Origin of the sequence: Micromonospora sp. C81, from assembly GCF_018070425.1 — a bacterium.
In the GTDB taxonomy this organism is placed as follows: Bacteria; Actinomycetota; Actinomycetes; order Mycobacteriales; family Micromonosporaceae; genus Micromonospora; species Micromonospora zamorensis.
In genome coordinates, this window is the sequence record NZ_JAGPXS010000007.1 from 215,465 (window position 1) to 235,584 (window position 20,120).

Below are 20,120 nucleotides of genomic sequence, written 5' to 3' on the forward strand. Positions count from 1 at the left end.
ACGGTTGCCTGTCAACACGGTCGGGCGTCTGCCCCTGGGATAAATCCGGGTGGAGCCGGGGAGGCGCTGATAGGTTCGCTCGCCGTGACACAGGACAACACGACGGCCGGCCTGGGAACGGTGTTCGCCCGCCTCTGGGCGGCCAGCACCCTGTCGGCCCTGGGCAGCGGGCTGGCCACCGTCGCCGCACCGCTGTTCGTCGCCTCGCGTACCGACGATCCGCTCGTGGTGGCCGCAGCGTCCGCCGTGGCCTGGCTGCCGTGGTTGCTCTTCGCCCTGCCGGGCGGCGTGCTGGTGGACCGGATGGACCGACGCCGCCTGATGATCATCATCGACCTGGTCCGGGTGGTCGCGCTCGCCGTCCTGGCCACGGCGATCATGAGCGGTCGGGCCGGGGTGGTGCTGCTGTACGTGGTGCTGTTCGTGGTCAACACCGGTGAGATCGTGTTCCGCTCGGCCAGCCAGGCGATGTTGCCGACCGTGGTGCCCCGGCACCGCCTGGAGCGCGCCAACGGCTGGCTCGGCGGTGGCACCACCCTCATGAACGGGATGCTCGCCGGACCGCTCGGCGGGTTCCTGTTCGCGCTCTCGGCGGGCAGCCCGTTCCTCGTCAACGCCGTCACGTACGCCCTCAGCGCGGTGCTGGTGGCGCTGATCGGCGGTGACTTCCGGGCCGCCGCTACGGACTCCCGCGTACGGGCGACCCGATCGATGCGCGCCGAGATCGTCGAAGGTCTGCGCTGGCTGGCCCACCAGCGGTTGTTGCGGACGATGGCCGTGCTGATCGGCCTGCTCAACGTGACCCTCACCGCGGCGCTCGCCGTGCTCGTGCTGCTCGCCGCCGAGCGGCTGCGACTCGGGTCCGTCGGTTACGGGCTGCTGTTCACCTGCATGGCCGTCGGCGGGGTGCTCGGCGCGCTCCTCGGCGACCGGCTCATCGCCTGGATCAGCCCCACCTGGACGATCCGGGTCGGTCTGCTGATCGAGGCGGGGTTGCACCTGGCGCTGGCCGCCTCACGCAGCACCATCGTGGTCGGGATCGCGCTCTTCGCCTTCGGCGTGCACAGCGCACTGTGGAACATCGTGGCGAACTCCCTGCGCCAACGACTCACCCCACCGACACTGCAGGGACGGGTGGCCAGCACGACCCTCTTCGTGGCGGCGGGGGGCAACTGCGTCGGCGCACTGCTCGGCGGGCTGCTCGCCGCCCGGTTCGGCATCACCGCGCCGTACTGGGTCGGGTTGGTGGTGGCCATCGGCGTCTCCTTGGCCACCTGGCGGGTCTTCGACCGGGCGACGGTGGCACGCGCCTACGCCGATCCGCCTCCGGTCGAGCAGCGGCCCACGCCGGTGCCCTGAGCGCTGTGCCGGGTGGCGGCGCGCGGCCGCCCGCGGCGGTGTGGCAGCGTGATGCGGTGACCGATTCCGCGCCGCTCGATGTCGACCTCGCGCTGCTCGGCGGTGGCGGCGCGGCGTCGTTGCTGCTCGCCGCACTGGACCGGCACGATGTGCGGGACCTGCGCATCGCCGTCGTCGATCCGGTCCGCCGGCGCGATCAGGACCGCACCTGGGCGTTCTGGGGCCACCCGGGCACCGATCTGGACCCGCTGCTCAGCGCGAGCTGGCAGCAGGTCGAGGTGGCGACGACGGCCCGACGCCGCGTCCTGGACCTGACCCCACTGAGGTACGCCATGCTCCGCTCCGGCCCGGTCTACGACCGGGCTGCCGCGGCCGAACGCCGGCTGGACGCCACCCGGATCGTCGCACCCGCCGAGACCGTGACCGACGACGGCACACGGGTGCTGGTGCGCACCGGCGACGGGCAGACCGTACGGGCCGGCTGGGTGCTCGACTCCCGCCCCCGCCCGCCGGCGCGAGCGGGGCGGACCACCTGGTTGCAGCACTTCCGCGGCTGGTGGTTGGAGGCCGACCGGCCCGTCTTCGACCCCGCGCGCGCGGTCCTGATGGATTTCCGCACCCCGCAGCCGCCCCGGGGCGTCTCCTTCGGCTACGTGCTGCCGGTGAGCGACAGGTACGCCCTGGTCGAGTACACCGAGTTCTCGCCCGACCTGCTCACCGACGCCGGGTACGACGCGGCGCTGGCCGGCTACCGGGACCTGCTCGGCCTGGACCCGGCCGGGCTGCGCGTGCGCGAGGTGGAGAACGGGGTGATCCCGATGACCGACGCGCCGTTCCCGGCCCGGCCCTCACCCCGGGTGGTCCGGCTCGGTACGGCCGGTGGCGCGACCCGCCCCTCCACCGGCTTCACCTTCTCCGCCATGTACCGACAGGCCGACCAGGTGGCCCGTGCCCTCGCGGCGGGACGACAACCGGTGCCGCAGGCGGCCTACCCGCGCCGGCACCGTTGGATGGACGCGGTGGCCCTGCGGGCGCTGGACCGGGGTGGGGTCGGCGGTCCGGACTTCTTCGACCGGCTCTTCGACCGCAACCCGGCCGAGCGGGTGCTGCGCTTCCTCGACGGCGTCACCACCCCGGCCGAGGAGGTCGCGATCATGAATTCCACCCGGCTGCTGCCGATGATCGCCGCCACCGCTGGCGACGCGGCGCACCGCGTCCGCGACCGGCTGCGCCCGACCCGCCCGGCGCCGGCCGTTCCGCCCGCCGTGGTGGGCGACCCGCTGGGCTCGGAGACCGGTGCGGGTGGAGCACCCCGTCCGACCTGACCGGCGGCGTCCTGACCTGACCGGAGTCGTCTCCTGCGCCGCCTGTCGAGCTGCCCCGGGAGTGGGGCACTGTGTGCGGTGCCGACGCCTCAGCGCCGGCACTGTGTGCGCTGCCGGCGGCTCGGAGGCCCCGCATCGTGTGCGGGGCCGACGGCTCGACGCCGGCACTGGTGCGGGGCTACCGCCTCGGCGCGCCGGCCCCCCGAGAGGGGAGGACGAGGTCACCGCCCGGTAGGTTGCCGGGCATGGTGGACGCGGCGGCCGGCAGGGGCGTGCAGATCTGGACCGACGGGGCGTGCAGTGGCAACCCCGGGCCGGGCGGTTGGGGCGCGCTGTTGCGCTACGGCGACCACGAGCGGGAGTTGTGCGGTGGCGAGGCCACCCCGACCACCAACAACCGGATGGAGCTGATGGCGGCCATCCAGGCGTTGGAGAGCCTGAACCGGCCGGTCACCGTCGAACTGCACACCGACAGCACGTACGTGCGCAACGGCATCACCAGTTGGCTGGCGTCCTGGAAGCGCAACGGTTGGCTGACCGCCGCGAAGCAGCCGGTGAAGAACGCCGACCTGTGGCAGCGGCTGGAGGCGGCCTGCGAGCGGCACCAGGTCACCTGGCTGTGGGTCAAGGGGCACAACGGTCACCCGGAGAACGAGCGGGCCGACGGGCTGGCCAACAAGGGCATGACGGAGGCGCGAGCCGCACTGGCCAGCCGCTGAGCCCGGGTCAGCGGGCCGCGTCGGGGTGCCCCGGCATGCTCGACCCGCCGCCGCTGCTGCCGGACGAGCCGCCGGTCATGCCCGCGCTGTTGTCCTCGGTGACGATGTCCGGCCGTACGTCGGTGTCTTCCGGCGCCGGGACCTCGGTGTCCGCCTCGACCTGCACCAACGGCACCTGGCCGGCCTCGTCCTCGCTGTGCTGCGGGTCGCCCGGCAACTCACCGTCGCGCTTTCGGTAGCCCACGCCGTGCCTCCCGTCGATGCCGGTCCGCGTCGGCGCTGGCTACCCGGCGTGGTCACGGCCGAAACCTCGCCCGCCAGCGGTGACCGCCGGTCCGAGAGTCTCGGCGGGTGGGGGAGCGGACGGCAGCCGCAGCGTCCGGCGACGGCTGAGCGCGACGGTCAGCGCCACCGCCAGCGCGCCGTAGACCACCAGGAACGCCGGGAGTGTCACCGAGATGGTCGTTGACCGCGCCGCTGGTCGCGGAGCCGGCGGCGATGCCGAGCTGACCCGCCGTCTGCAACCAGGCCGCTATCGGCGCCGGCCGCGACGGGCCGTGGCCCGGGACGGCTGGCGGACCGGGGTGAGCGGCAGTGCCGTCCAGTGCGGTGGCCGGGTGCGGGTCGCCGGCAGGCCGGTGCGTGCGTCGCCCCGAGCGGCGTCCAGCTGGGACTGGTGCAGGAAAAGCGTGTTCCGCAGGTCGCTGCCCCGCAGGTCGGCCCCGCGCAGGTCCGCGCCGGTGACGTCGGCGAGGCTCAGGTCGACGCCGCGCAGGTCGGCGCCGATCAACAGCGCCCCGCGCAGGTTGGCCCGGCGCAGGTCGACCCGGCGCAGGTCGGCGCCGGGCAGGTGCGCGCCCCGGTGGTCGACGCCCCCGGGGGAGCGGGCCGTGTCGCTGGCCTGGGACAGCAGGGGGTTGACCCGGTCCCGGTGCGCGGCGACGTCCACCGTGCGCAGGCGCGTCGGGTCACCCTCGGTGAGTGCCGCAGTCTCGGCGCGGGCGCGGGCCAGCTCGTCGCGCAGGTCGGCCGGCGGGTGCAGCGTCAGCGCCTCGGTGACGTACCAGAGCAGTTCGTGCAGGGGCCGCAGCACGGCGAACGCCTCCGCCATGGCCGGCAGCGTCTCCGGCGCGCCCCGCCAGTCGCGCCCGCCGAAGGTGACCTGGGAGACCTGCTGGCCGGCACCGAAGCAGTCGAACACCGTGCAACCGGGGAACCCCCGTTGCCGCAGCTCGGTGTGGATGCCGCAGCGGTGGTCCGACCCCAGGTTGGGGCAGGCCTGCCCGGCCGGCTTGTCGATGGCGAAGTCCGCCGATCGGGCGAACGCGGGCACCACGCAGCACAGGCCGAAGCAGCGTCCGCAGTCGGCGCGCAGCTGCGCCGACCCGGGCGGCGGTGCGGGGCTGGGCGACACGTGGCCGGTCCTCCTGGTGTCCGGGGCGAGGCCACCATTGTTTCGCGCGCCGAGCCGACCGGTCGGGTCGGGGTCACCGTCCGTGCGTGTCGCCGGCCGCCGCCGAGCGGGGAGCCGGGGTACGGGAGTGCCCCGGTGGCGGCACCAACCGGTAGATCGCCCGGTCCCCGTCGTCGTGCCCGTACTTCTGGTCGAAGTGCCGTTTCACTGCGTCTGCGGGCGTGTGGTCGCCGTCGGCGGGCTCGGCCAGCGCGAACACCGCGGGGGACGCCCCGGGCGCGCGGGGCGGCAGCATGGCCCGCACGGTCAGCGGCCCGGTCACCCGGAACCCGCGGCAGTCGACGTAGTGCTGCCCGTCCACCGTCACGTACGGCACGCGCACCTCGACCACGTCCGAGTCGTCGTGGCGCAGCGTGACCACGACCGACCAGTATCGCTCCAGGTTCAGGGTGGCCTGCTCGTGCTCCCACAACTCCTCGAAGCGGGCGTGCACGAACCCGCCCCACGGGCTGTCCATGTCCACCTCCAGCTGAGGCACGTTGAACGACAGCTTCCCGATCGGGAAGAACGAGATCAACGCCCGCCCGTCCCACTGGTAGAGCTGGATCGACGGGGACGCGTCGTAGAGCCGGACCTGCAGGCGCTGCCGTAGCCGGGAGTCGAGGGCGTCGCTGAAGGCGGCCAGGTGGCGCAGGTTGGTGCGGATCTGTCGGGGCACGTCCACCCGCTGCCGTTCCAACTCCTCGGAGCGCTGCTGGGCGGCGGTGCAGTCCGGGTCGAGCAGGAGCAACTGCACCTGGGCGCCGTTGCCGAGCGCCGCTCGTATCGCGGTCAGGGTCTCCTCGCGGTGCCGCTGCTCCAGCAGGATCGTCCAGGTGTCGAGGATGCGCACCCGGCGTCCGGAGCGGTTCAGCCGGCTCACGAACGCCTGCTGGTCGAAGCTCAGGTGCTCCTGCACCCGCGCCTTGCGGGCCTCCTCGAACAGCGGGTCGAAGATGACGTACGAGATGGCCGCGAGCACCACGCTGGCACCGAGGTTGAGCAGCAGGTCGCTGAGGAAGCCGGTGCTGCGCCAGGCGCCCACCAGCATGACGACGGCGACCCCGAGCAGTGCCCCACCGACGACGAAGGCGCGTCGTTGCCGCCCGCCCCGACCAGCCCACTCGGGCATCCGGTCCCCTTCCCTCGTCGGTCGGCCCACCGCCGCCCGCAAATCACCAGGATGCGGAGGATACGTGCCCGGTTTGCTGCTCGCTGTCCCGTTCGGGGCCAGCGGGTTCGTCGACCGGACCGTCACCACCGCTCATAGGGTGACGGTAACGGTGGCGCGCGACTACACAGGGTGGGCTCTGATGAACGACAGTGAACGCGAACAGGCGCTGCTGACCGCCCTGACCACCGAGCACTTCGCGCTGGAGACCGCCCGCTCGGGCACCGTCGCCGAGTCCACCGGCCGGGCCACCATCTACCTGTCCGTCCTGTCGGCCGCCCTGATCGGGCTGGGCTTCGTGGCCAGCAACGACAAGCTGGTCCGGCCCTACCTGGGCGCGGTGCTGCCGACCCTGGTGGTCATCGGGTTGCTGACCTTCCTGCGGCTCGTCGAGACGACAGTCGAGAACTCGTTGGACCTGTGGAGGATCCAGCGCATCCGCGCGTACTACCACCACCGGTTCGCAGGCCAGCACGACTTCTTCGCCGACGCCGTGACCGACGAGGGCACGATGCGATCGGCCTGGTCCCTGGTGGGCGTCGAGCGCGGGCGTTGGGAGTTCCTGCTGACCACTGCCGCGCTGGTCGGCGCGGTCAACGCGTTGCTGGTCGGGCTCGGGGTCGCCCTGCTGGCCGGCCTGGCCGGAGTCGGGCACACGCTCGCGATCCCGGCCGGGGTGGTGGTCGCGCTGGCGGCGTTCGGCGCGCAGTTCCTCTACATCCTGCGCACGGCCGCGGCCGAGCGGAACTGACCGCTGCTCAGACCGAACGCCAGTCGTCGCTGGTCAACGAGTTGGCCTGTGGGCCCATCAGCAGCATGCCGCCGTCGACCGGCCAGGACGCCCCGGTGACGTAGCTGGCGGCGGGGGAGGCGAGCAACGCGACCACGGCGGCGACCTCGCGAGCGTCGCCCGGTCGCCCCACCGGCACGCCGGGCCGGTCCTGGGTGTACGGGTCGACGTCCTCCATGCCGGTCATCGGTGTGGCGATCTCACCCGGGGCGACCGCGTTGACGGTGATCCCCTCGGCGGCCAGCTCCTGTGCCATCACCCGGGTCAGCAGACCCAGCCCACCCTTGGCGGCGCAGTACGCGGCGGAGCCCACCCGGGGCGCGTGCTCGTGCACGCTGGTGATGTTGATGATCCGCCCGCCGGTGCCGGCGGCCCGCATCCGTCGCGCGGCCCGTTGTGCGCACAGGAACGGCGCGTCCAGGTCGACGGCGAGCACCTCGCGCCACTGCTCCCAAGCGGTGTCGACGAACGGCGTCGAGGCGCCGGTGCCGGCGTTGTTGACCAGCACCCCGATGCCGTCCAGTCGGTCGGCCAGCTCGTCCACGACCGCCGCCGCCTCCGGTAGCCGGGTCAGGTCCACCTCGGCGACCTCGCAGCGACGACCGGTGGCGCGGACCTCGGTCGCGGTCCGTTCGGCGCCGTCGGGGTCGCCGTACCAGGTGATGCCGATGTCGAAGCCGGCCTCGGCCAGCGCGACCGCGCAGGCCTTGCCGATGCCGGAGTCCGCACCGGTGACCACGGCGATCCTCGGGTAGTTCTCGTATCGCTGGGGCATGTGGTTCGCACTACCCCGAGCGGGCCGACCCAATCGCCACGTCCCTGCCGCCCAGGGCGTACCGTCGCCGGATGCGGATCACCCGATTCACGCACGCCTGTGTCCGGGTCGAGCACGACGGCGGGGTGCTGGTCATCGACCCGGGGACGTGGAGCGAGCCGCGCGCCCTGGTCGGCGCGGACGCCGTCCTGGTCACCCACGAGCACACCGACCACGTGGACGTCCTGCGGCTCGCCGGCCTCGGCGTCCCGGTGTACGCCCCCGAGGGCGCCCGACTGCCGGATCTCGCGCCGCTGCCGGTGACCCGGGTCCGCGCCGGGCAACGCTTCACAGCAGCCGGCATCGAGGTCAGCGCCCACGGCGGCCGGCACGCCGCCATCCACGAGGGGCAACCGGACTGCCCCAACCTCGGCTACCTGGTCGGTGCCGGGCTCTACCACCCCGGCGACTCACTGCACGTGCCGGACGAGCCGGTGCACACCCTGCTCGTCCCGGCCCAGGGGTCGTGGCTGCGCCTCGACGAGGCGATCCGATTCGCCGCCGCCGTGGGCGCTGCGGCGGCGTACCCGATCCACGACGCGCAGCTCAACGAGCGCGGCCTGGCCAGCGTCGCCAGCTGGTTCACCGAAACGATCCCCGGCTACCGCCACCTCGTGCCCGGCGACACCGCCTGACTCCTGTCGTTCGGTAGGGCGAGGGTCACGCCGAGCGTCTCAGCGTGGGTCCGCCTGGCCTCAGCCCAGGAACAGTTGGACGAGGACCAGCACGGCGAGCAGCGCCGGCCCGCGTGAACCCTGTCGCATCAGGTCGACCGGGATCATCCCGAACGGGGTGTTGACCGTCGCGCCGCCGTAGTTGATCGGCGGGCGGGTGCCGGCCCGGAACGCGGCGAGCACCACCCCGACCGCCAGAGTCGGCGCGAGCCAGGCCGGCCCCGGGTCGACCGTCGGCAGGGTCAGCAACCACCACAGACCGGCGCCGATCGCCGGCACTACCACGTGGATCCCCCGCAGCAGGGTGTCGCTGCCGCCGAGCGCCCGGCGGAGCCCGGGTGAGCGGCTGACCGACCGCAGACCACCCGTCAGCCGGTCGACGGCGAGGTAGGCGAACACCACCTGCGCGGCCCCGGCCAGCCCGGGCAGGGCGAGCGCGGCAGCATACTGCACCCCGATCAGGGCGGCCCAGATCAGCACGGCGCTCGGGTGGCGGCGCAACCGGCGTACGTCGGCCTGAAGCAGCGCCCACCAGCCGGGGCCGGGCAGGAACCGGCTGCTGCGAACCCGGCCGATCCGACGCCAACGCCGGCTCTCCACCAGGCCGGCGAGCAGGCTCGGGTCCAGCAGGATCATGGCCGTGGAGGCGGCGTTGGCGAACTGGGCGCCGGTGGTCAGCGTGGCCCGGTCGACCCGGGGCAACGCGCGTACCGCGAGGATGGTGCCCGCGCCCACGAGGGGCACCGCCGCGGCGAACAGCGCGACCGTCGGCATCGTCGCCGGCCGGGGCAGCCCGTCGCCGAAACGACCGACGAGCACCACCAGGGCGGTGATGGCCGCCGCGGCCACCATCGGCACCGCACCGACCACTGTCGGCCACCGCCGACCCGCCCGGCTGCTCTGGGCGACGACGCTGAGCGCCAGCGCGGCCGCACCCCACCCCGCGCCGGCCCCGGCCGCCCAGCCCAGCGCCGCCAGGTCGGTGACACCGCCGAGCGCCGCCACGGCCACCCCGAGCGCCGCGGTGCCGGTCGCGGCACCCACCAGCAGCAGGACGAAGCGCGGCGCCAGCCAGGCCCGCCGGTCCACCGGCGCACTGGTCGCCCAGCTCTGCGTGGCCGGGGTGACCAGCAGCGGCCCGAGCGCGCGCAGACCACGCCAGGCGAGCCCGGCGCCGGCCAGCAGCGCGGCGACCGCCAACCACCACCGCACGCCCGGCTCGGCCCGCCCCATCGTGGGCGAGTCCAGCAGGTCGCGGCTCGCGCTGATCGCGAACCAGCCGTACATGGCCCCGAACAGGACCATGACGTACGCGTCACCCAGCACGTCGCCGAGGGAGTGGTCGTGGTGTCGGCTGCGTGCCTTGCGCAGGTGTGTCCGCAGCTGCCGGGCGGTGGGCACCCCGGCCGGCGTGTCGGCGATCGTGGCCGGCGGGGCGGTCACCGGCCGATCTCGATGCGCTCGTCGACCACCGCGTCGATCAACTCCGGGTCGTGCGAGGCCAGCAGCACGGCCGTCCCGGCTGCGCGTTCCCGCAGCAGCCGCTCGGCGAGCCACTGCCGCCCGCGCACGTCCAACCGCTGCTCGGGCTCGTCCAGGATCAGCACCCGGCGCGGCCGAACGAAACACGAGGCCAACGCCAGCCGGCGGCGCTGCCCGCTGGACAGGGTCACCGGCAGCTGGTCGCGGGCCGGCTCCAGACCCAGCTCGGCGAGGACCTCCTCGACCGGCTCGGCGTCACCCCCATGGGCGTACGCCACCAGCTCCAGGTGCTCGACCACGGACAGGTCGGGGAAGAAGTCGATGTCGTCCAGGGCCGCCGCCACCAGCGCCCGCACCTGCGGGTCGGTCTCGTCGGCCCGGCGGCCCTGCACCCGCACCTCGCCCGCATCCGGGCGGTCCGCGCCGACGACACAGCGCAGCAGGGTGGTCTTGCCGCTGCCGTTGGGGCCCAGCACCACCGCGATCCGGCCTGCCGCGAGCGTGAAGCTCACATCGTCGAGCACGACCAGGTTGCCGAAGTTGCGACTGAGTCCCCGTACCGAGAGCGCGTCCACGATCACAGAGTCTCCCAGAGCCCTGCCACCGACCAACCTGAGCGACCTACGTCACGCGGTCCGTGGCGTCGGCCTCAAGTCGGGCGTCGGCCGCGGCCAGCCCCTGATCGTCGGAGACCTCCTCGGCGACCGCCGCCGCGTCCGCCCAGTGCCGCCGCGCGTCGGCATGGTCGCCCAGCGCGGCGGCAGCGTCACCCAGGTAGAGCAGGGTGCGCGCCAGCCCCGCCGTGGGCCGTGCCTCCTCGCGCAGACGCCGACTCTCGGCCAGCAGCTCGTACGCCGTGTGCGCCTGCCCCGGAGTGCTGCTCAGCAGCGTCGCCCCGGCGTTGAGCAGCGCCGTCGCCCGGCTGGTCGGGTCGTTGACCGACTCGTACTCGTGCAGCGCGGCCCGCCACGCCTGCGCGGCGTCCAGGTGCTCGCCGAGCGCCGCGTGCACCAGCACCAGGTTGGTCAGCGCCGCCGCGTATCCGCGCGCGTCACCCACCGACCGGAACGTGTTGGCCGCCCGGACCAGGTGGTGGTGTGCGATGTCCAGCTCACCGCGGGCCAGCTGCGCCGCGCCCAGACCCAGGTCGGTGAGGGCGTGCCCGGCGCGGTCAGCCCCCGAGCGGTGCCGACGGGACATCTCCAGGTGCTCCACCGCGTCGTCGAGCTGCCCCAGGTCCAGCAGCGCCAGGCCCAGGTTCATCCGCGCCTGGGCGGTGCCCCGGCGCCCACGCTCGTTGACCGCGAGGGTCAGCGCGGCCGCTGCCCCGTGCGGGTCGTGGCGGCGACGGCGCAGCACACCCAGCTCGTTGTGCGCCCACCCGGCGATCTCCGGTCGGTCGTCGGCCGTCGGGGTGGCCAGCACGGTGCGGCAGACCTGCTCCCACTCGTCGAGCCGCTCGGCGTACGCCAGCCAGCCGCAGAGCGCCACGGCCAGCCGGAACCACCAGCGGCGCACCCGGCGGGGCAGTGTCTCGGCCGCGCCGGCCGGCACCCGCACCACCGCCAGCAGCAGCTCCTGGTGCAGGTCGAACCAGCCGTACGGGTCGTCGTCCAGCGGCAACGACCACTCCCGGTCCGGTGGGGTGCCGAGCACCGCCAGGTTGGCCGCGTGCCGTTCGGCTCTGCGGGCCAGGTGTCGTGTCAGTCGGGCCTGCGCGGCGACCCGGGCCCGGGCCGGATCGGCGTCGCGCAGGTGCAGCCGGGCGCTGGCGGCCAGCAGCGGGCGGATCTCGTACCGGTCGCCGGGCGCGCCGACCACGAACGCCGCGGCGGCCAACTGGTCGAGCAGCGCGGTCACCCGCTCGGGGTGCCGCCCGGCCAGCGCGGCGATGGTCGGCCGGTCCACCGGGGCGGGGGTCAGCGACATCACCCTGTACAACCGTCGGGCCCCGCGGGTCAACGCCCGGTACGCGGTGTCCCGTTCGGTGATCAGACGTGCGGCCGGCGAGACGGCGAGCCGCTGGTGTGGCGGTGTCTGCACGGCGCGGCGGAGCGCGTCCAGCAGGTCGGAGTGCCGCCAGCCGTGCTGCGCGGTGCGGTAACCGAGCGCACGGACGGTGCGCGGCTGACGGCCGCACAGGTCGACGATCTCGCGGACCTCCGGGTCGGTGCGGGGGTCGGCACGGCGGACCCGGGCGGCGGGGGCGGCCCCACCGGCGGCGGCGAACAGCTCGACCGCCTCGGAGGTGCCCGGCTCGGCGATCCAGTGTGCGACCACACCCTTGAGCCCCACCAGCGCCGGACCGCCGGCGAGCAGCAGCCGGCAGGTGCGCGCGGTGGGTGGCAGCAGTGGCCACACCTGCTCGGGCCGGTCGACGTTGTCCAGCACCAGCAGGATCCGGCGGCCGTCGAGCTGGCCGCGCAGGGCGTCGGCGGCGGCGACGAGCGCGTCCGGCCGACCGGAGACCGGCGGGGCGGTGCCCAGGATCCGGGCCAGCGCGGTGAGCACCTGCCGGGCCGAGTGAGCTCGACCGCGCCGCCGCAGGTCGAGGTAGTACTGCCCGTCGGGGAAGTCGTCCCGACACAGGTTCGCGGCCTGCACCGCGCACGCGGAGGTGCCCACCGCGCGGCGGCCCAGCACGGCCACCGCGTGCTCGCGGGCGAGCAGCCCGAGCACCGCCTCGACATGGTCCTCGCGACCGGTGAACTCGGCCGTGTAGGGCAGGGTCGGCGCGCCGGTGGACGGCGCGGTGAGCACATCCGTTGGTTCGGGGTCGACCTCCCGGTCGGCCCGGCGGCGACGCACCTCGTAGACCACGAAGCCGACGATGCCCCCGACGGCGAGGGCGATGCTCGTCGGCCCGAGCACGCTGGCCGCCAGCCCGGAGAGCAGGTCGCTGGCGAGATTGCTGACCACGTTGGCGAGGACACCGCTGACCACCCCGCCGATCGCGATCAGCGCCGGCCAACGGGAGCTGCGGCGGCCACCGCCCGGCCGGGTCAGCGGACACCTCCAGAGACGAGCCCGGCGACCAGGTGCCGCCGCGACAGCACCACCAGCACCACCGGCAGCACCGAGGCGAGCACCGAACTGGCCGCCAGCGCGCCGCTGTTGCTCACGAAGCTGCGGGTCTGCTCGGCCAGGAACGGGCCGAGCGGCGACGCCCCCGGCCCGCTGAACAGCCGACCCACCACCAGGTCGTTCCAGACCTGGACGAACTCCAGCACGGAGACCGCCACCACCGCCGACAGGTTGTGCCGGGCCAACCGTCGCAGGGTGTGCCACCACCGACGCCCGCCCAGCCGGGCGTCGCGCACCTGCTCGACCGGCAGGTCGGCGAACGCGTTGCGCAGCACCAGCACCGCGAACGGCACACCCAGCGCGATGTGCACCAGGGCCAGGCCCTGGGCCGTGCCGGAGGAGAGCACCAGGCCCAGCACCTCGTTGACCGGCCCGGCGATGACCTGGATCGGCACGACGCTGGCCGCCAGCAGCACCAGCCCGGTGGCCTGCGCGGCCGGCCCGGTCAACCAGGCCAACGGGTACGCGGCCAACAGCGCGACCACCAGCACCGTTGCGGTCACCGCGGAGGCCAGGAGCAGCGTGAAGCCCAGCGTGTGCCACAGCTCGGTGCCGGTGATCAGATCGCGGTAGGACTCGCCGTTCGGCGGCGCCGACCACCAGCCCCGCGCGGCGGCGTCCACCCTGCCGTGTGCCGACGTGGCGACCAGCACCCCCAGCGGCACCAGCCAGGCGATCGCCGCGCCCGCCGCGAGCAGCCGGAACACCCGCCGGGGCGGGGCGACGGGGCCCGGCTCCGGGGCCGCCTCGGCGCGCGGCGGGGGCCAGGCCTGTCGGACGAAGAGCGCGGCCACCATGATCCCGCCGACGACAGCCACCAGCCACACCACTCCGAGCGCCGCGCCGTCGCCGGTCGTGGTGCCGCCCGACGTCTGCCAGATCCGCAGCGCGAGCACGGAGGCCTCGTCCCGGACCGAGCCGGGCGTCATCACCAGGATCAGGTCGAACGTGCGGCTGGTGCCGACCGCCACCAACGCGAACACCACAGCGGTCGTGCGCAGCAGCAGTGGCCGCCACTGCGCGTCCCACAGGACATGCCGACGCCCCCCGCCGTAGGCGCGGACCGCGTCGGCGAGACTCGACGGCACCGCGTCCAGCGCGGACCGGAAGACCAGCACGGCCAAACCCACCCAGGCCCAGACGAACGCCGACATCAACGCCACGGTGACCAGCCCCGGCCCGAGCAGCTGCGGCGCGTCGTCGTACGAGCGGCCGGTCAGCCTGGCCGCGACCAGGGTGGCCAGCCCCCGGCGCGGGTCCGGGTCGTACATCAGCCGGAAGGTGACCCCGGTGACGACCAGCGGCAACGCCACCGGCACCAGGAGGATCAACCGGACCAGCCCGCCCTCCTGTGAGCGGCGGGAGGCGGCGGCGAGCAGATAGCCCAGTGCCGTCACGACCGCCGGCACCAGCAGTGCCCAGAGGACCGTCCGGCCGACCACCGCGCCGGTGCCCGGGGCGGCGAGCGCGGTGCGGAAGTGTTCCGCGCCGACCCAGCGGCCATCGGTGGTGACGCTGGCGTGCATGGTCCGCAGCACCGGCCAGAGCACGAGCCCACCGAGCAGCACCGCGGCCGGCAGCAACAGTGCGGAGGTCGCCCCCGCCGCCGGATAGGCCCGGCCGCGCCGGGGCGGCCCGACGTCGTCGAGCACCGCCAGCTCGCCGAGGACCCGCACCTGGCTCATCGGCCGCCACCCGCGCTGCGGGCCGCCAGAGCGAGCTGACCGGTGGCGCGTCGGATCGCCTCGTCGGCGCCGACGCCGTCGGTGACGTCGGCGAAGAAGCCCTGCATGATCCGCCAGATGCCGACCCCGTCCGAGCCGGTGAACGCGCCGCGCAGCTGGTCGGAGAGGTCGAAACGCAACGTGCCGGGTGCCTGCATCTCCCGGGCCAACTGCTGGCCGACCGGGTCGGTGTAGCTGCTGATCGGGACGTTGGTGTTGGGCGAGAGATAGCCGCCGGCGCGCAGCCACGGCCCGAACGAGCCGGCCCTGGTGAGCCACTCGACCAGCTCGACCCCGCCCTGGGCGCCGGTGAACGCCACCGCGGCGTCCCCGCCGACGATCAGTGGGCCGCCGCCCGGCCGGGCCCCCGGGAACGGGAACGTGGTCGGTGCCTCCGGGCCCCGCTGGAACGGGCCGACGACGTCGGCGGTGAAGTCGGCCCCGAAGAGCATCACCGCACGCCGGGTGTGCACCACCTGGATCACCGACTCCTCGTACTGGGTGAGCAGGGCCCGACGCCCGCCGCCGAGGAACGCGCCGTCGACGCTCCACAGCTCGGCGAGCCGACCCAGGGCGTCGCGCACCGGCCTGGCCTGCCAGTCGGCGTCCGGCCGGGCGAGGATGTTGTAGCTCTCGGGCGCCACGTCGGCCAGCACGTTCTCGAACCAGTCGGTCAGCACCCACCCGTCCGCCGCGCCGATGGCCAGGGGCGCCGGGCCGCCGTCGCGCCGTGCGGCCCCGCCGAGCCGGCGGGTGAGCGCGACCAGCTCGTCCCAGTTGGCCGGCTGCTCGGACAGCACGGACGGCAGGTGCCAGACGAGCGACTTGTGCGCCGCCTTCACCCAGACGCCGTAGCGCCGGCCCTCGGCGGTCAGCAGCTCGCCCAGCGCGTCGGGCACGGCGTACTCCGTGGACGGGCGCACCGGGCTCAGCCAGCCGCGCTGGGCGTACTCGGTGACCAGGCCGGGGCGCGGCAGGATCGCCACGTCCGGGCTGGTGCCGGCGAGGTGCCGGGCCCGCAGGAACGCGTCGATGTCGTTGCCGGCGCTGACCACCTGCACGTCGCCGGGGTAGTCGGCGACGACCTCGCGGAACCGGTCCAGCTCGCTGGTGCTCCAGACGACCGCGACCTGCACCGACCGGGTCCCGCCGGAGCAGCCGGCGGCCAGGGCCGCGGCACCCGCGGCGGCGGCCCGCAGCAGCGTACGGCGACCCAGTCGGACGGTCGGCGTCATGGGGTGGCCTCGCTCGGCTCGGTGACCAGCTCGTGGCGCACCGGGATCTCGGCGAGGGTGGCCGGGTCGGCGGTGCAGACCAGCACCGCCACCCCGGGGGAGGCCGGTGGGGAGAGTCGAGGCATCAGGTCACCGAGGGCGCTGTCGCCCGCCGACCCGGCCGGCAGGTCGATGACGAGCACCTCGGGCAGGCAGGCCGCCGCCCGGGCGAGCGCCACCCGGAACCGCTGGGCGGCGTTGATCTGGTGCGGCAGCAGGGTGAGTGAGAACGCCAGCTCGAGACGGTCGACAACGGTGGCCGTCCAGTCGTCGGCCACCTCGTGCACCCGTTCGCGTTTGCGCTGGCCGTACTCGATGTTGCGGCGCACGGTGAGCTGGGGAAGCAGCGCGCCACCGGCGGGCACGTAGCCGATCTGCCGGCGCGGCGGCGGCAGGGTGGTGACGTCCCGGTCGCCGACCATGATGCGACCGGTCACCGGGGCGGCGAGCCCGGCCAGCACCCGGGCGACCGCCGTGCCGAACCGGGGCGGCGCGACCAGGGCGGCGAGGGTGCCGGCGGGGACGTCGAGGGTCACCGGCCCGGTGCCGGGGACGGCGACCAGTGCGCGTAGCCGTAACGTGGCCCTCACCTCCGGTGACCGCTGGGCGAACGTCCCCAGGGTGGCACATCGTGCCGACAATCGATGTCCTCACCACCTCCACTGTGGAGATGGCGGAGCTTCTCAGTCGGGCCCGTAGAGCGCGGCGAGCCCGGCCGCCGTGGCGGCCAGACGCTCGCGGAGCGCCACCGGGGTCAGCACCTCGACGTCGGCGCCCAGGCGCAGCAGGTCACCGTGGGCATGGGTGAGCGACTCGATCGGCAGCACCGCGGTCACCCAGCCACGTGCGTCCGGCGGCCCGGCGCTGGCGTCCACCGCGGTCACCACCGGATCGCTGCCGATCTCCCGCAAGCGCTGGCGACCGGCGGGGGAGAGCCGGACGGTTGCCTCGTCGCGGTGCAGCTGGGCGCGGAACCGCACCACGTGCGCCCGCCACCAGGCCGGCAGGTCGAAGTCGGCGGGTCGGTCGAACTCCTGCGCCAGGGGGGTCAGCGCGAGGATCTGGTTGACCCGGTACGTCGCAGGCGAGCCCCGGCCGGGCTGGTCGGCCACCACATACCACCGGCCACCCTTGAGCACCAGGCCGTACGGCTCCAGCACCCGGGTCACCTCACCGTTCCAGCCGCGGTAGCGCACCTCGACGCGGTGCTGCCGCCAGACCGCCTCGGCCGTGCGGGCCAGCTCGGGGGAGGCGTCGCCGTCGGCGTACCAGCCGGGGGTGTCCAGGTGGAAGCGTTGCTGGAGTCGGGCGGCCCGGTCGCGCAGCGGTGCGGGGAGGGCGGCGTGCAGCTTGAGTTGCAGCGCGGCGACCACGTCGCCGTAGCCCAGCTCGTCGGCGGGGCCGGGTAGCCCAGCCAGGAAGAGCCGGTCGGCCTCGTCGGCGGTCAGCCCGGTCAGGCGGGTCCGCCAGCCGTCGACCAGTTGGTAGCCGCCGGCGTGCCCGGCCTCTCCGTAGAGCGGGATGCCGGCGGCGTGCAGCGACTCCACGTCGCGGTAGATGGTGCGGGGGGACACGGCCAACCGGTCGGCGAGCTGCGCGGCGGTCAACCGACCGTGTGACTGCAGCAGCAGCAGGACGGAAAGGAGTCGACTGGCCCGCACTTCACTGACACTAGCTGTCAGGGGAGCGCTCGTACGGTGCCGGCATGGCTTTTCGCGACAAGGATCTGACAACACCGGGACCGATCACGGTGGACGGTCGACAACTGAAGCGCTACCACGTCGACCAGCCGGAGCGGCCGATCGAGCCGGAGGTGGAGAAGGCCGCGTACGACCTGTTGCCGGCGTTGCTGGCCGACGTCGTCGACGACGGCACCCCGGCCGCCGGGTGGGTGGTGCTGCACCGGGGCGCGGACACCGGCGCCTACCTGCTGGCGTACACCTGGGTGTGGGACAACGCGGTGGAGGTCCGCGTCGCCGCGGCCGGGCAGCCGGCGCTGGACTGTCCCGACGACGACCCGGCACACTTCGTCCACCTACGCCGCCCGGCGGTGGGCTGCGTCTGGGAGTTGGCGGTGCTGGAGCACGAGCGGGCCGCCTGGGTCCGGCACATGCTGACGCCGGAGAGCCCGAATCTGATCGGTTATCTGCGTGACACGCGAGCGGAAGGGCCGGTGGGCCGCTGATGGGCGACTTCGACTTCTATGTGGGCACCTGGAACGTGGTGAACCGGCGGCTGCGCGAGCGGCTGGTGGGCTCCGACGAGTGGGAGGAGTTTCCGGGGGTGTCGGTCGCGCACAGCTTCTTCGGTGGTGGCGGCAACTTCGACGAGATCACCTTCCCGACCAAGGGCTCCGCTGGCGCCACGGTCCGGATCTTCGACCCGGCCCGGCAGGAGTGGTCGATCTACTGGATGAGCAGCGTTGACGGCGTGCTGGGGCTGCCGCCGATGGTGGGCCGCTTCGTCGACGGGGTGGGCCGCTTCTACGCCGACGACCAGCACGAGGGCCGACCGGTGCGGTGCCGGTTCATCTGGTCGGACATCAGCGCGACCACGGCCCGCTGGGAGCAGGCGTTCTCCGTCGACGGCGAGCAGACCTGGGAGACCAACTGGATCATGACGTCCACCCGGGTGGGGGACTGACGCAGGACGATGGTGGGGCGGTGGTCGCGGTGTTAGTGTCCGTCCACCGCCCCGGATGGAGGAACGCCTTGGCCTCCGACCACGTCGACGTGCTGATCATCGGTGCCGGCCTGTCCGGCATCGGGGCCGCCTGCCACCTTCGTCGTGACTGCCCCGACAAGACGTACGCGGTGCTGGAGGCGCGCGACGCCGTCGGCGGCACCTGGGACCTGTTCCGCTACCCGGGCATCCGCTCGGACTCGGACATGTTCACCCTCGGCTACTCGTTCAAGCCGTGGACCGCCCCGAAGGCCATCGCCGACGGCACGACCATCCGGGAGTACGTGCGGGAGACCGCCCGGGAGTACGACGTGCAGCGGCACATCCGCTTCCGGCACCGGGTGCTGCGCGCCGACTGGGACAGCACCGCCGCCCGCTGGACGGTGCACGCCCAGCGCACCGACACCGCCGAAACCGTGGTGCTGACCTGCTCGTTCCTGTTCGCCTGCACCGGCTACTACCGCTACGACGAGGGTTACACCCCGGCGCTGCCCGGTCTCGACGCGTACGCCGGGCAGGTGGTGCACCCACAGCACTGGCCCGACGATCTCGACCACGCCGGCAAGCGGGTGGTGGTGATCGGCAGCGGCGCTACGGCGGTGACCCTGGTGCCGGCCATGGCGGAGCGGGCCGCCCACGTGACGATGCTCCAGCGCTCACCCACGTACGTCATGGCGCTGCCCTCGCGTGACCGGCTGGCCGACGCGCTGCGACGCCGGCTGCCGGCGAAGGCCGCGTATCCGGTGGTGCGGTGGAAGAACGTGCTGCTGTCCACCGTCAACTTCCAGCTCAGCCGGCGAGCGCCGGGGCTGGTGAAGCGGGTGCTGCGCCGGGCCGCGAAGGGCCGGCTCCCGGTCGGGTACGACGTCGACAGGCACTTCTCGCCCCGTTACGACCCGTGGGACCAGCGGCTCTGCGTGGCACCCGACGGCGACCTGTTCACGGCCGTCGCGCAGGGCAGGGCGTCGGTGGTCACCGACACCATCGACACCTTCACCGCGCACGGCGTGCGGCTGACCTCCGGCGACGAGCTGCCCGCCGACATCGTGGTCACCGCGACCGGGCTCAACCTGCTGGCCCTCGGTGGTCTGACAGTGCGCGTGGACGGCGTCGACGTCGACCTGGCGAACAGCGTCGCCTACAAGGGCATGATGCTCTCCGGCGTGCCGAACTTCGCCCTGACCATCGGCTACACGAACGCGTCGTGGACGCTCAAGGCCGACCTGGTCGCCGGGTACGTCTGCCGGCTGCTGCGGCACCTGGACCGCACCGGCCAGCAGGTCGTCACCCCGCTCCCGCCGCCCGACGCGCGGCGGGTGCCGCTGATCGACCTGCGCTCCTCCTACGTGCTGCGCGCTGTCGACGCCCTGCCCAAGCAGGGTGCGGCCGCGCCGTGGCGGTTGCACCAGAACTACGCCCGTGACGTGCTGTTGATGCGGCACGGCCGGCTCACCGACGAGGGTGTGCGCTTCACCCGGGCCGGCGAGGTGGCCACACCCGTCGGGGTCCAGCGTCCCGTCCCGACCAGTCCGTCTGCTCGTAGGTAACCGCCCGGAGAGGAGCACCCAT

The 20,120-nt window shown here is 74.0% G+C and carries 20 protein-coding genes; 8 read left to right on the forward strand and 12 right to left on the reverse strand.

Annotated elements, in window-relative coordinates; translation table 11 throughout:
• Positions 1–84 precede the first annotated feature (84 nt).
• The 3 genes from KBX46_RS14700 to rnhA all read left to right on the forward strand — a co-directional run bounded on the left by KBX46_RS14700 (position 85) and on the right by rnhA (position 3,403).
• Positions 85–1,359, forward strand: coding sequence for an MFS transporter (locus KBX46_RS14700; protein WP_308159521.1), 1,275 nt, complete (start codon positions 85–87; stop codon positions 1,357–1,359).
• A 56-nt stretch (positions 1,360–1,415) separates the two neighbouring features.
• Positions 1,416–2,684 (forward strand): lycopene cyclase family protein, encoded by a 1,269-nt coding sequence (locus KBX46_RS14705; protein WP_210792925.1) that lies wholly within the window; start codon positions 1,416–1,418, stop codon positions 2,682–2,684.
• Between the two features lie 245 nt (positions 2,685–2,929).
• On the forward strand, positions 2,930–3,403 hold the full coding sequence (gene rnhA / locus KBX46_RS14710) for a ribonuclease HI (protein WP_088947908.1): 474 nt from the start codon (positions 2,930–2,932) through the stop codon (positions 3,401–3,403).
• Between the two features lie 7 nt (positions 3,404–3,410).
• On the opposite strand, the gene KBX46_RS14715 is transcribed toward rnhA, so the two are convergent.
• From KBX46_RS14715 to KBX46_RS14730, 4 genes are all read right to left on the reverse strand, one after another.
• On the reverse strand, positions 3,411–3,647 hold the full coding sequence (locus tag KBX46_RS14715) for a preprotein translocase YidC (protein WP_088947909.1): 237 nt from the start codon (positions 3,645–3,647) through the stop codon (positions 3,411–3,413).
• Positions 3,648–3,686: 39 nt separating this feature from the next.
• Positions 3,687–3,857: a hypothetical protein gene (locus tag KBX46_RS14720; RefSeq protein WP_210792926.1), complete on the reverse strand. Its 171-nt coding sequence runs from the start codon at positions 3,855–3,857 to the stop codon at positions 3,687–3,689.
• Positions 3,858–3,935: 78 nt separating this feature from the next.
• Positions 3,936–4,817 carry a pentapeptide repeat-containing protein gene (locus tag KBX46_RS14725; protein WP_210792927.1) on the reverse strand — a complete coding sequence of 294 codons (882 nt, stop codon included), beginning with the start codon at positions 4,815–4,817 and terminating at the stop codon, positions 3,936–3,938.
• Positions 4,818–4,890: 73 nt separating this feature from the next.
• Positions 4,891–5,988: a DUF5919 domain-containing protein gene (locus tag KBX46_RS14730; RefSeq protein ID WP_099852902.1), complete on the reverse strand. Its 1,098-nt coding sequence runs from the start codon at positions 5,986–5,988 to the stop codon at positions 4,891–4,893.
• Between the two features lie 181 nt (positions 5,989–6,169).
• Here KBX46_RS14730 and KBX46_RS14735 point away from each other — a divergent pair, with 181 nt between their 5' ends.
• Entirely contained in the window at positions 6,170–6,778 is a 609-nt protein-coding gene (locus tag KBX46_RS14735) for a hypothetical protein (protein WP_210792928.1), read from the forward strand.
• A 7-nt stretch (positions 6,779–6,785) separates the two neighbouring features.
• On the opposite strand, the gene KBX46_RS14740 is transcribed toward KBX46_RS14735, so the two are convergent.
• Positions 6,786–7,592: an SDR family oxidoreductase gene (locus KBX46_RS14740; RefSeq protein ID WP_210792929.1), complete on the reverse strand. Its 807-nt coding sequence runs from the start codon at positions 7,590–7,592 to the stop codon at positions 6,786–6,788.
• A 71-nt stretch (positions 7,593–7,663) separates the two neighbouring features.
• On the opposite strand from KBX46_RS14740, the gene KBX46_RS14745 reads away from it, so the two are divergent.
• Complete coding sequence (locus KBX46_RS14745) at positions 7,664–8,266, forward strand: MBL fold metallo-hydrolase (protein ID WP_210792930.1); 603 nt, start codon at positions 7,664–7,666, stop codon at positions 8,264–8,266.
• A gap of 60 nt (positions 8,267–8,326) precedes the next feature.
• On the opposite strand, the gene KBX46_RS14750 is transcribed toward KBX46_RS14745, so the two are convergent.
• From KBX46_RS14750 to KBX46_RS14780, 7 genes are all read right to left on the reverse strand, one after another.
• Positions 8,327–9,748: a DUF6297 family protein gene (locus tag KBX46_RS14750; protein ID WP_210792931.1), complete on the reverse strand. Its 1,422-nt coding sequence runs from the start codon at positions 9,746–9,748 to the stop codon at positions 8,327–8,329.
• Positions 9,745–10,368 (reverse strand): ABC transporter ATP-binding protein, encoded by a 624-nt coding sequence (locus KBX46_RS14755; RefSeq protein WP_088947916.1) that lies wholly within the window; start codon positions 10,366–10,368, stop codon positions 9,745–9,747. Before KBX46_RS14755 ends, KBX46_RS14750 begins: the two co-directional genes overlap by 4 nt.
• A gap of 40 nt (positions 10,369–10,408) precedes the next feature.
• Positions 10,409–12,730 carry a tetratricopeptide repeat protein gene (locus KBX46_RS14760; protein WP_088947917.1) on the reverse strand — a complete coding sequence of 774 codons (2,322 nt, stop codon included), beginning with the start codon at positions 12,728–12,730 and terminating at the stop codon, positions 10,409–10,411.
• 59 nt (positions 12,731–12,789) lie between these two features.
• Complete coding sequence (locus KBX46_RS14765; protein WP_210792932.1) at positions 12,790–14,556, reverse strand: ABC transporter permease subunit; 1,767 nt, start codon at positions 14,554–14,556, stop codon at positions 12,790–12,792.
• Positions 14,553–15,830 (reverse strand): extracellular solute-binding protein, encoded by a 1,278-nt coding sequence (locus KBX46_RS14770; RefSeq protein WP_210792933.1) that lies wholly within the window; start codon positions 15,828–15,830, stop codon positions 14,553–14,555. The genes KBX46_RS14765 and KBX46_RS14770 overlap by 4 nt, the downstream gene beginning before the upstream one ends.
• Positions 15,827–16,459, reverse strand: coding sequence for an ATP-binding cassette domain-containing protein (locus KBX46_RS14775; RefSeq protein ID WP_185755283.1), 633 nt, complete (start codon positions 16,457–16,459; stop codon positions 15,827–15,829). The genes KBX46_RS14770 and KBX46_RS14775 overlap by 4 nt, the downstream gene beginning before the upstream one ends.
• Before the next feature lie 93 nt (positions 16,460–16,552).
• Positions 16,553–17,530, reverse strand: a complete 978-nt coding sequence (locus tag KBX46_RS14780; RefSeq protein WP_210792934.1) for a YafY family protein — start codon at positions 17,528–17,530, stop codon at positions 16,553–16,555.
• A 44-nt stretch (positions 17,531–17,574) separates the two neighbouring features.
• On the opposite strand from KBX46_RS14780, the gene KBX46_RS14785 reads away from it, so the two are divergent.
• The 3 genes from KBX46_RS14785 to KBX46_RS14795 all read left to right on the forward strand — a co-directional run bounded on the left by KBX46_RS14785 (position 17,575) and on the right by KBX46_RS14795 (position 20,098).
• The gene (locus tag KBX46_RS14785; RefSeq protein WP_088947922.1) at positions 17,575–18,054 is read left to right on the forward strand and encodes a hypothetical protein; all 480 of its coding nucleotides are present in this window, start codon (positions 17,575–17,577) and stop codon (positions 18,052–18,054) included.
• Positions 18,054–18,512 carry a hypothetical protein gene (locus KBX46_RS14790; RefSeq protein WP_210792935.1) on the forward strand — a complete coding sequence of 153 codons (459 nt, stop codon included), beginning with the start codon at positions 18,054–18,056 and terminating at the stop codon, positions 18,510–18,512. The genes KBX46_RS14785 and KBX46_RS14790 overlap by 1 nt, the downstream gene beginning before the upstream one ends.
• A 68-nt stretch (positions 18,513–18,580) precedes the next feature.
• A complete protein-coding gene (locus KBX46_RS14795; RefSeq protein ID WP_210792936.1) occupies positions 18,581–20,098 on the forward strand; it encodes an NAD(P)/FAD-dependent oxidoreductase in 1,518 nt (505 codons plus the stop codon).
• The last annotated feature ends 22 nt before the right edge of the window (positions 20,099–20,120 follow it).

What these genes read in the sequence shown, in the direction of transcription:
- KBX46_RS14745 (WP_210792930.1), top strand. Translation starts at nt 7,664, where the DNA reads ATGCGGATCACCCGATTCACGCACGCCTGTGTCCGGGTCGAGCACGAC.
- rnhA (WP_088947908.1), top strand. Translation starts at nt 2,930, where the DNA reads ATGGTGGACGCGGCGGCCGGCAGGGGCGTGCAGATCTGGACCGACGGG.
- KBX46_RS14740 (WP_210792929.1), bottom strand. Translation starts at nt 7,592, where the DNA reads ATGCCCCAGCGATACGAGAACTACCCGAGGATCGCCGTGGTCACCGGT.
- KBX46_RS14730 (WP_099852902.1), bottom strand. Translation starts at nt 5,988, where the DNA reads ATGCCCGAGTGGGCTGGTCGGGGCGGGCGGCAACGACGCGCCTTCGTC.
- KBX46_RS14790 (WP_210792935.1), top strand. Translation starts at nt 18,054, where the DNA reads ATGGGCGACTTCGACTTCTATGTGGGCACCTGGAACGTGGTGAACCGG.
- KBX46_RS14770 (WP_210792933.1), bottom strand. Translation starts at nt 15,830, where the DNA reads ATGACGCCGACCGTCCGACTGGGTCGCCGTACGCTGCTGCGGGCCGCC.
- KBX46_RS14735 (WP_210792928.1), top strand. Translation starts at nt 6,170, where the DNA reads ATGAACGACAGTGAACGCGAACAGGCGCTGCTGACCGCCCTGACCACC.
- KBX46_RS14765 (WP_210792932.1), bottom strand. Translation starts at nt 14,556, where the DNA reads ATGAGCCAGGTGCGGGTCCTCGGCGAGCTGGCGGTGCTCGACGACGTC.
- KBX46_RS14785 (WP_088947922.1), top strand. Translation starts at nt 17,575, where the DNA reads ATGGCTTTTCGCGACAAGGATCTGACAACACCGGGACCGATCACGGTG.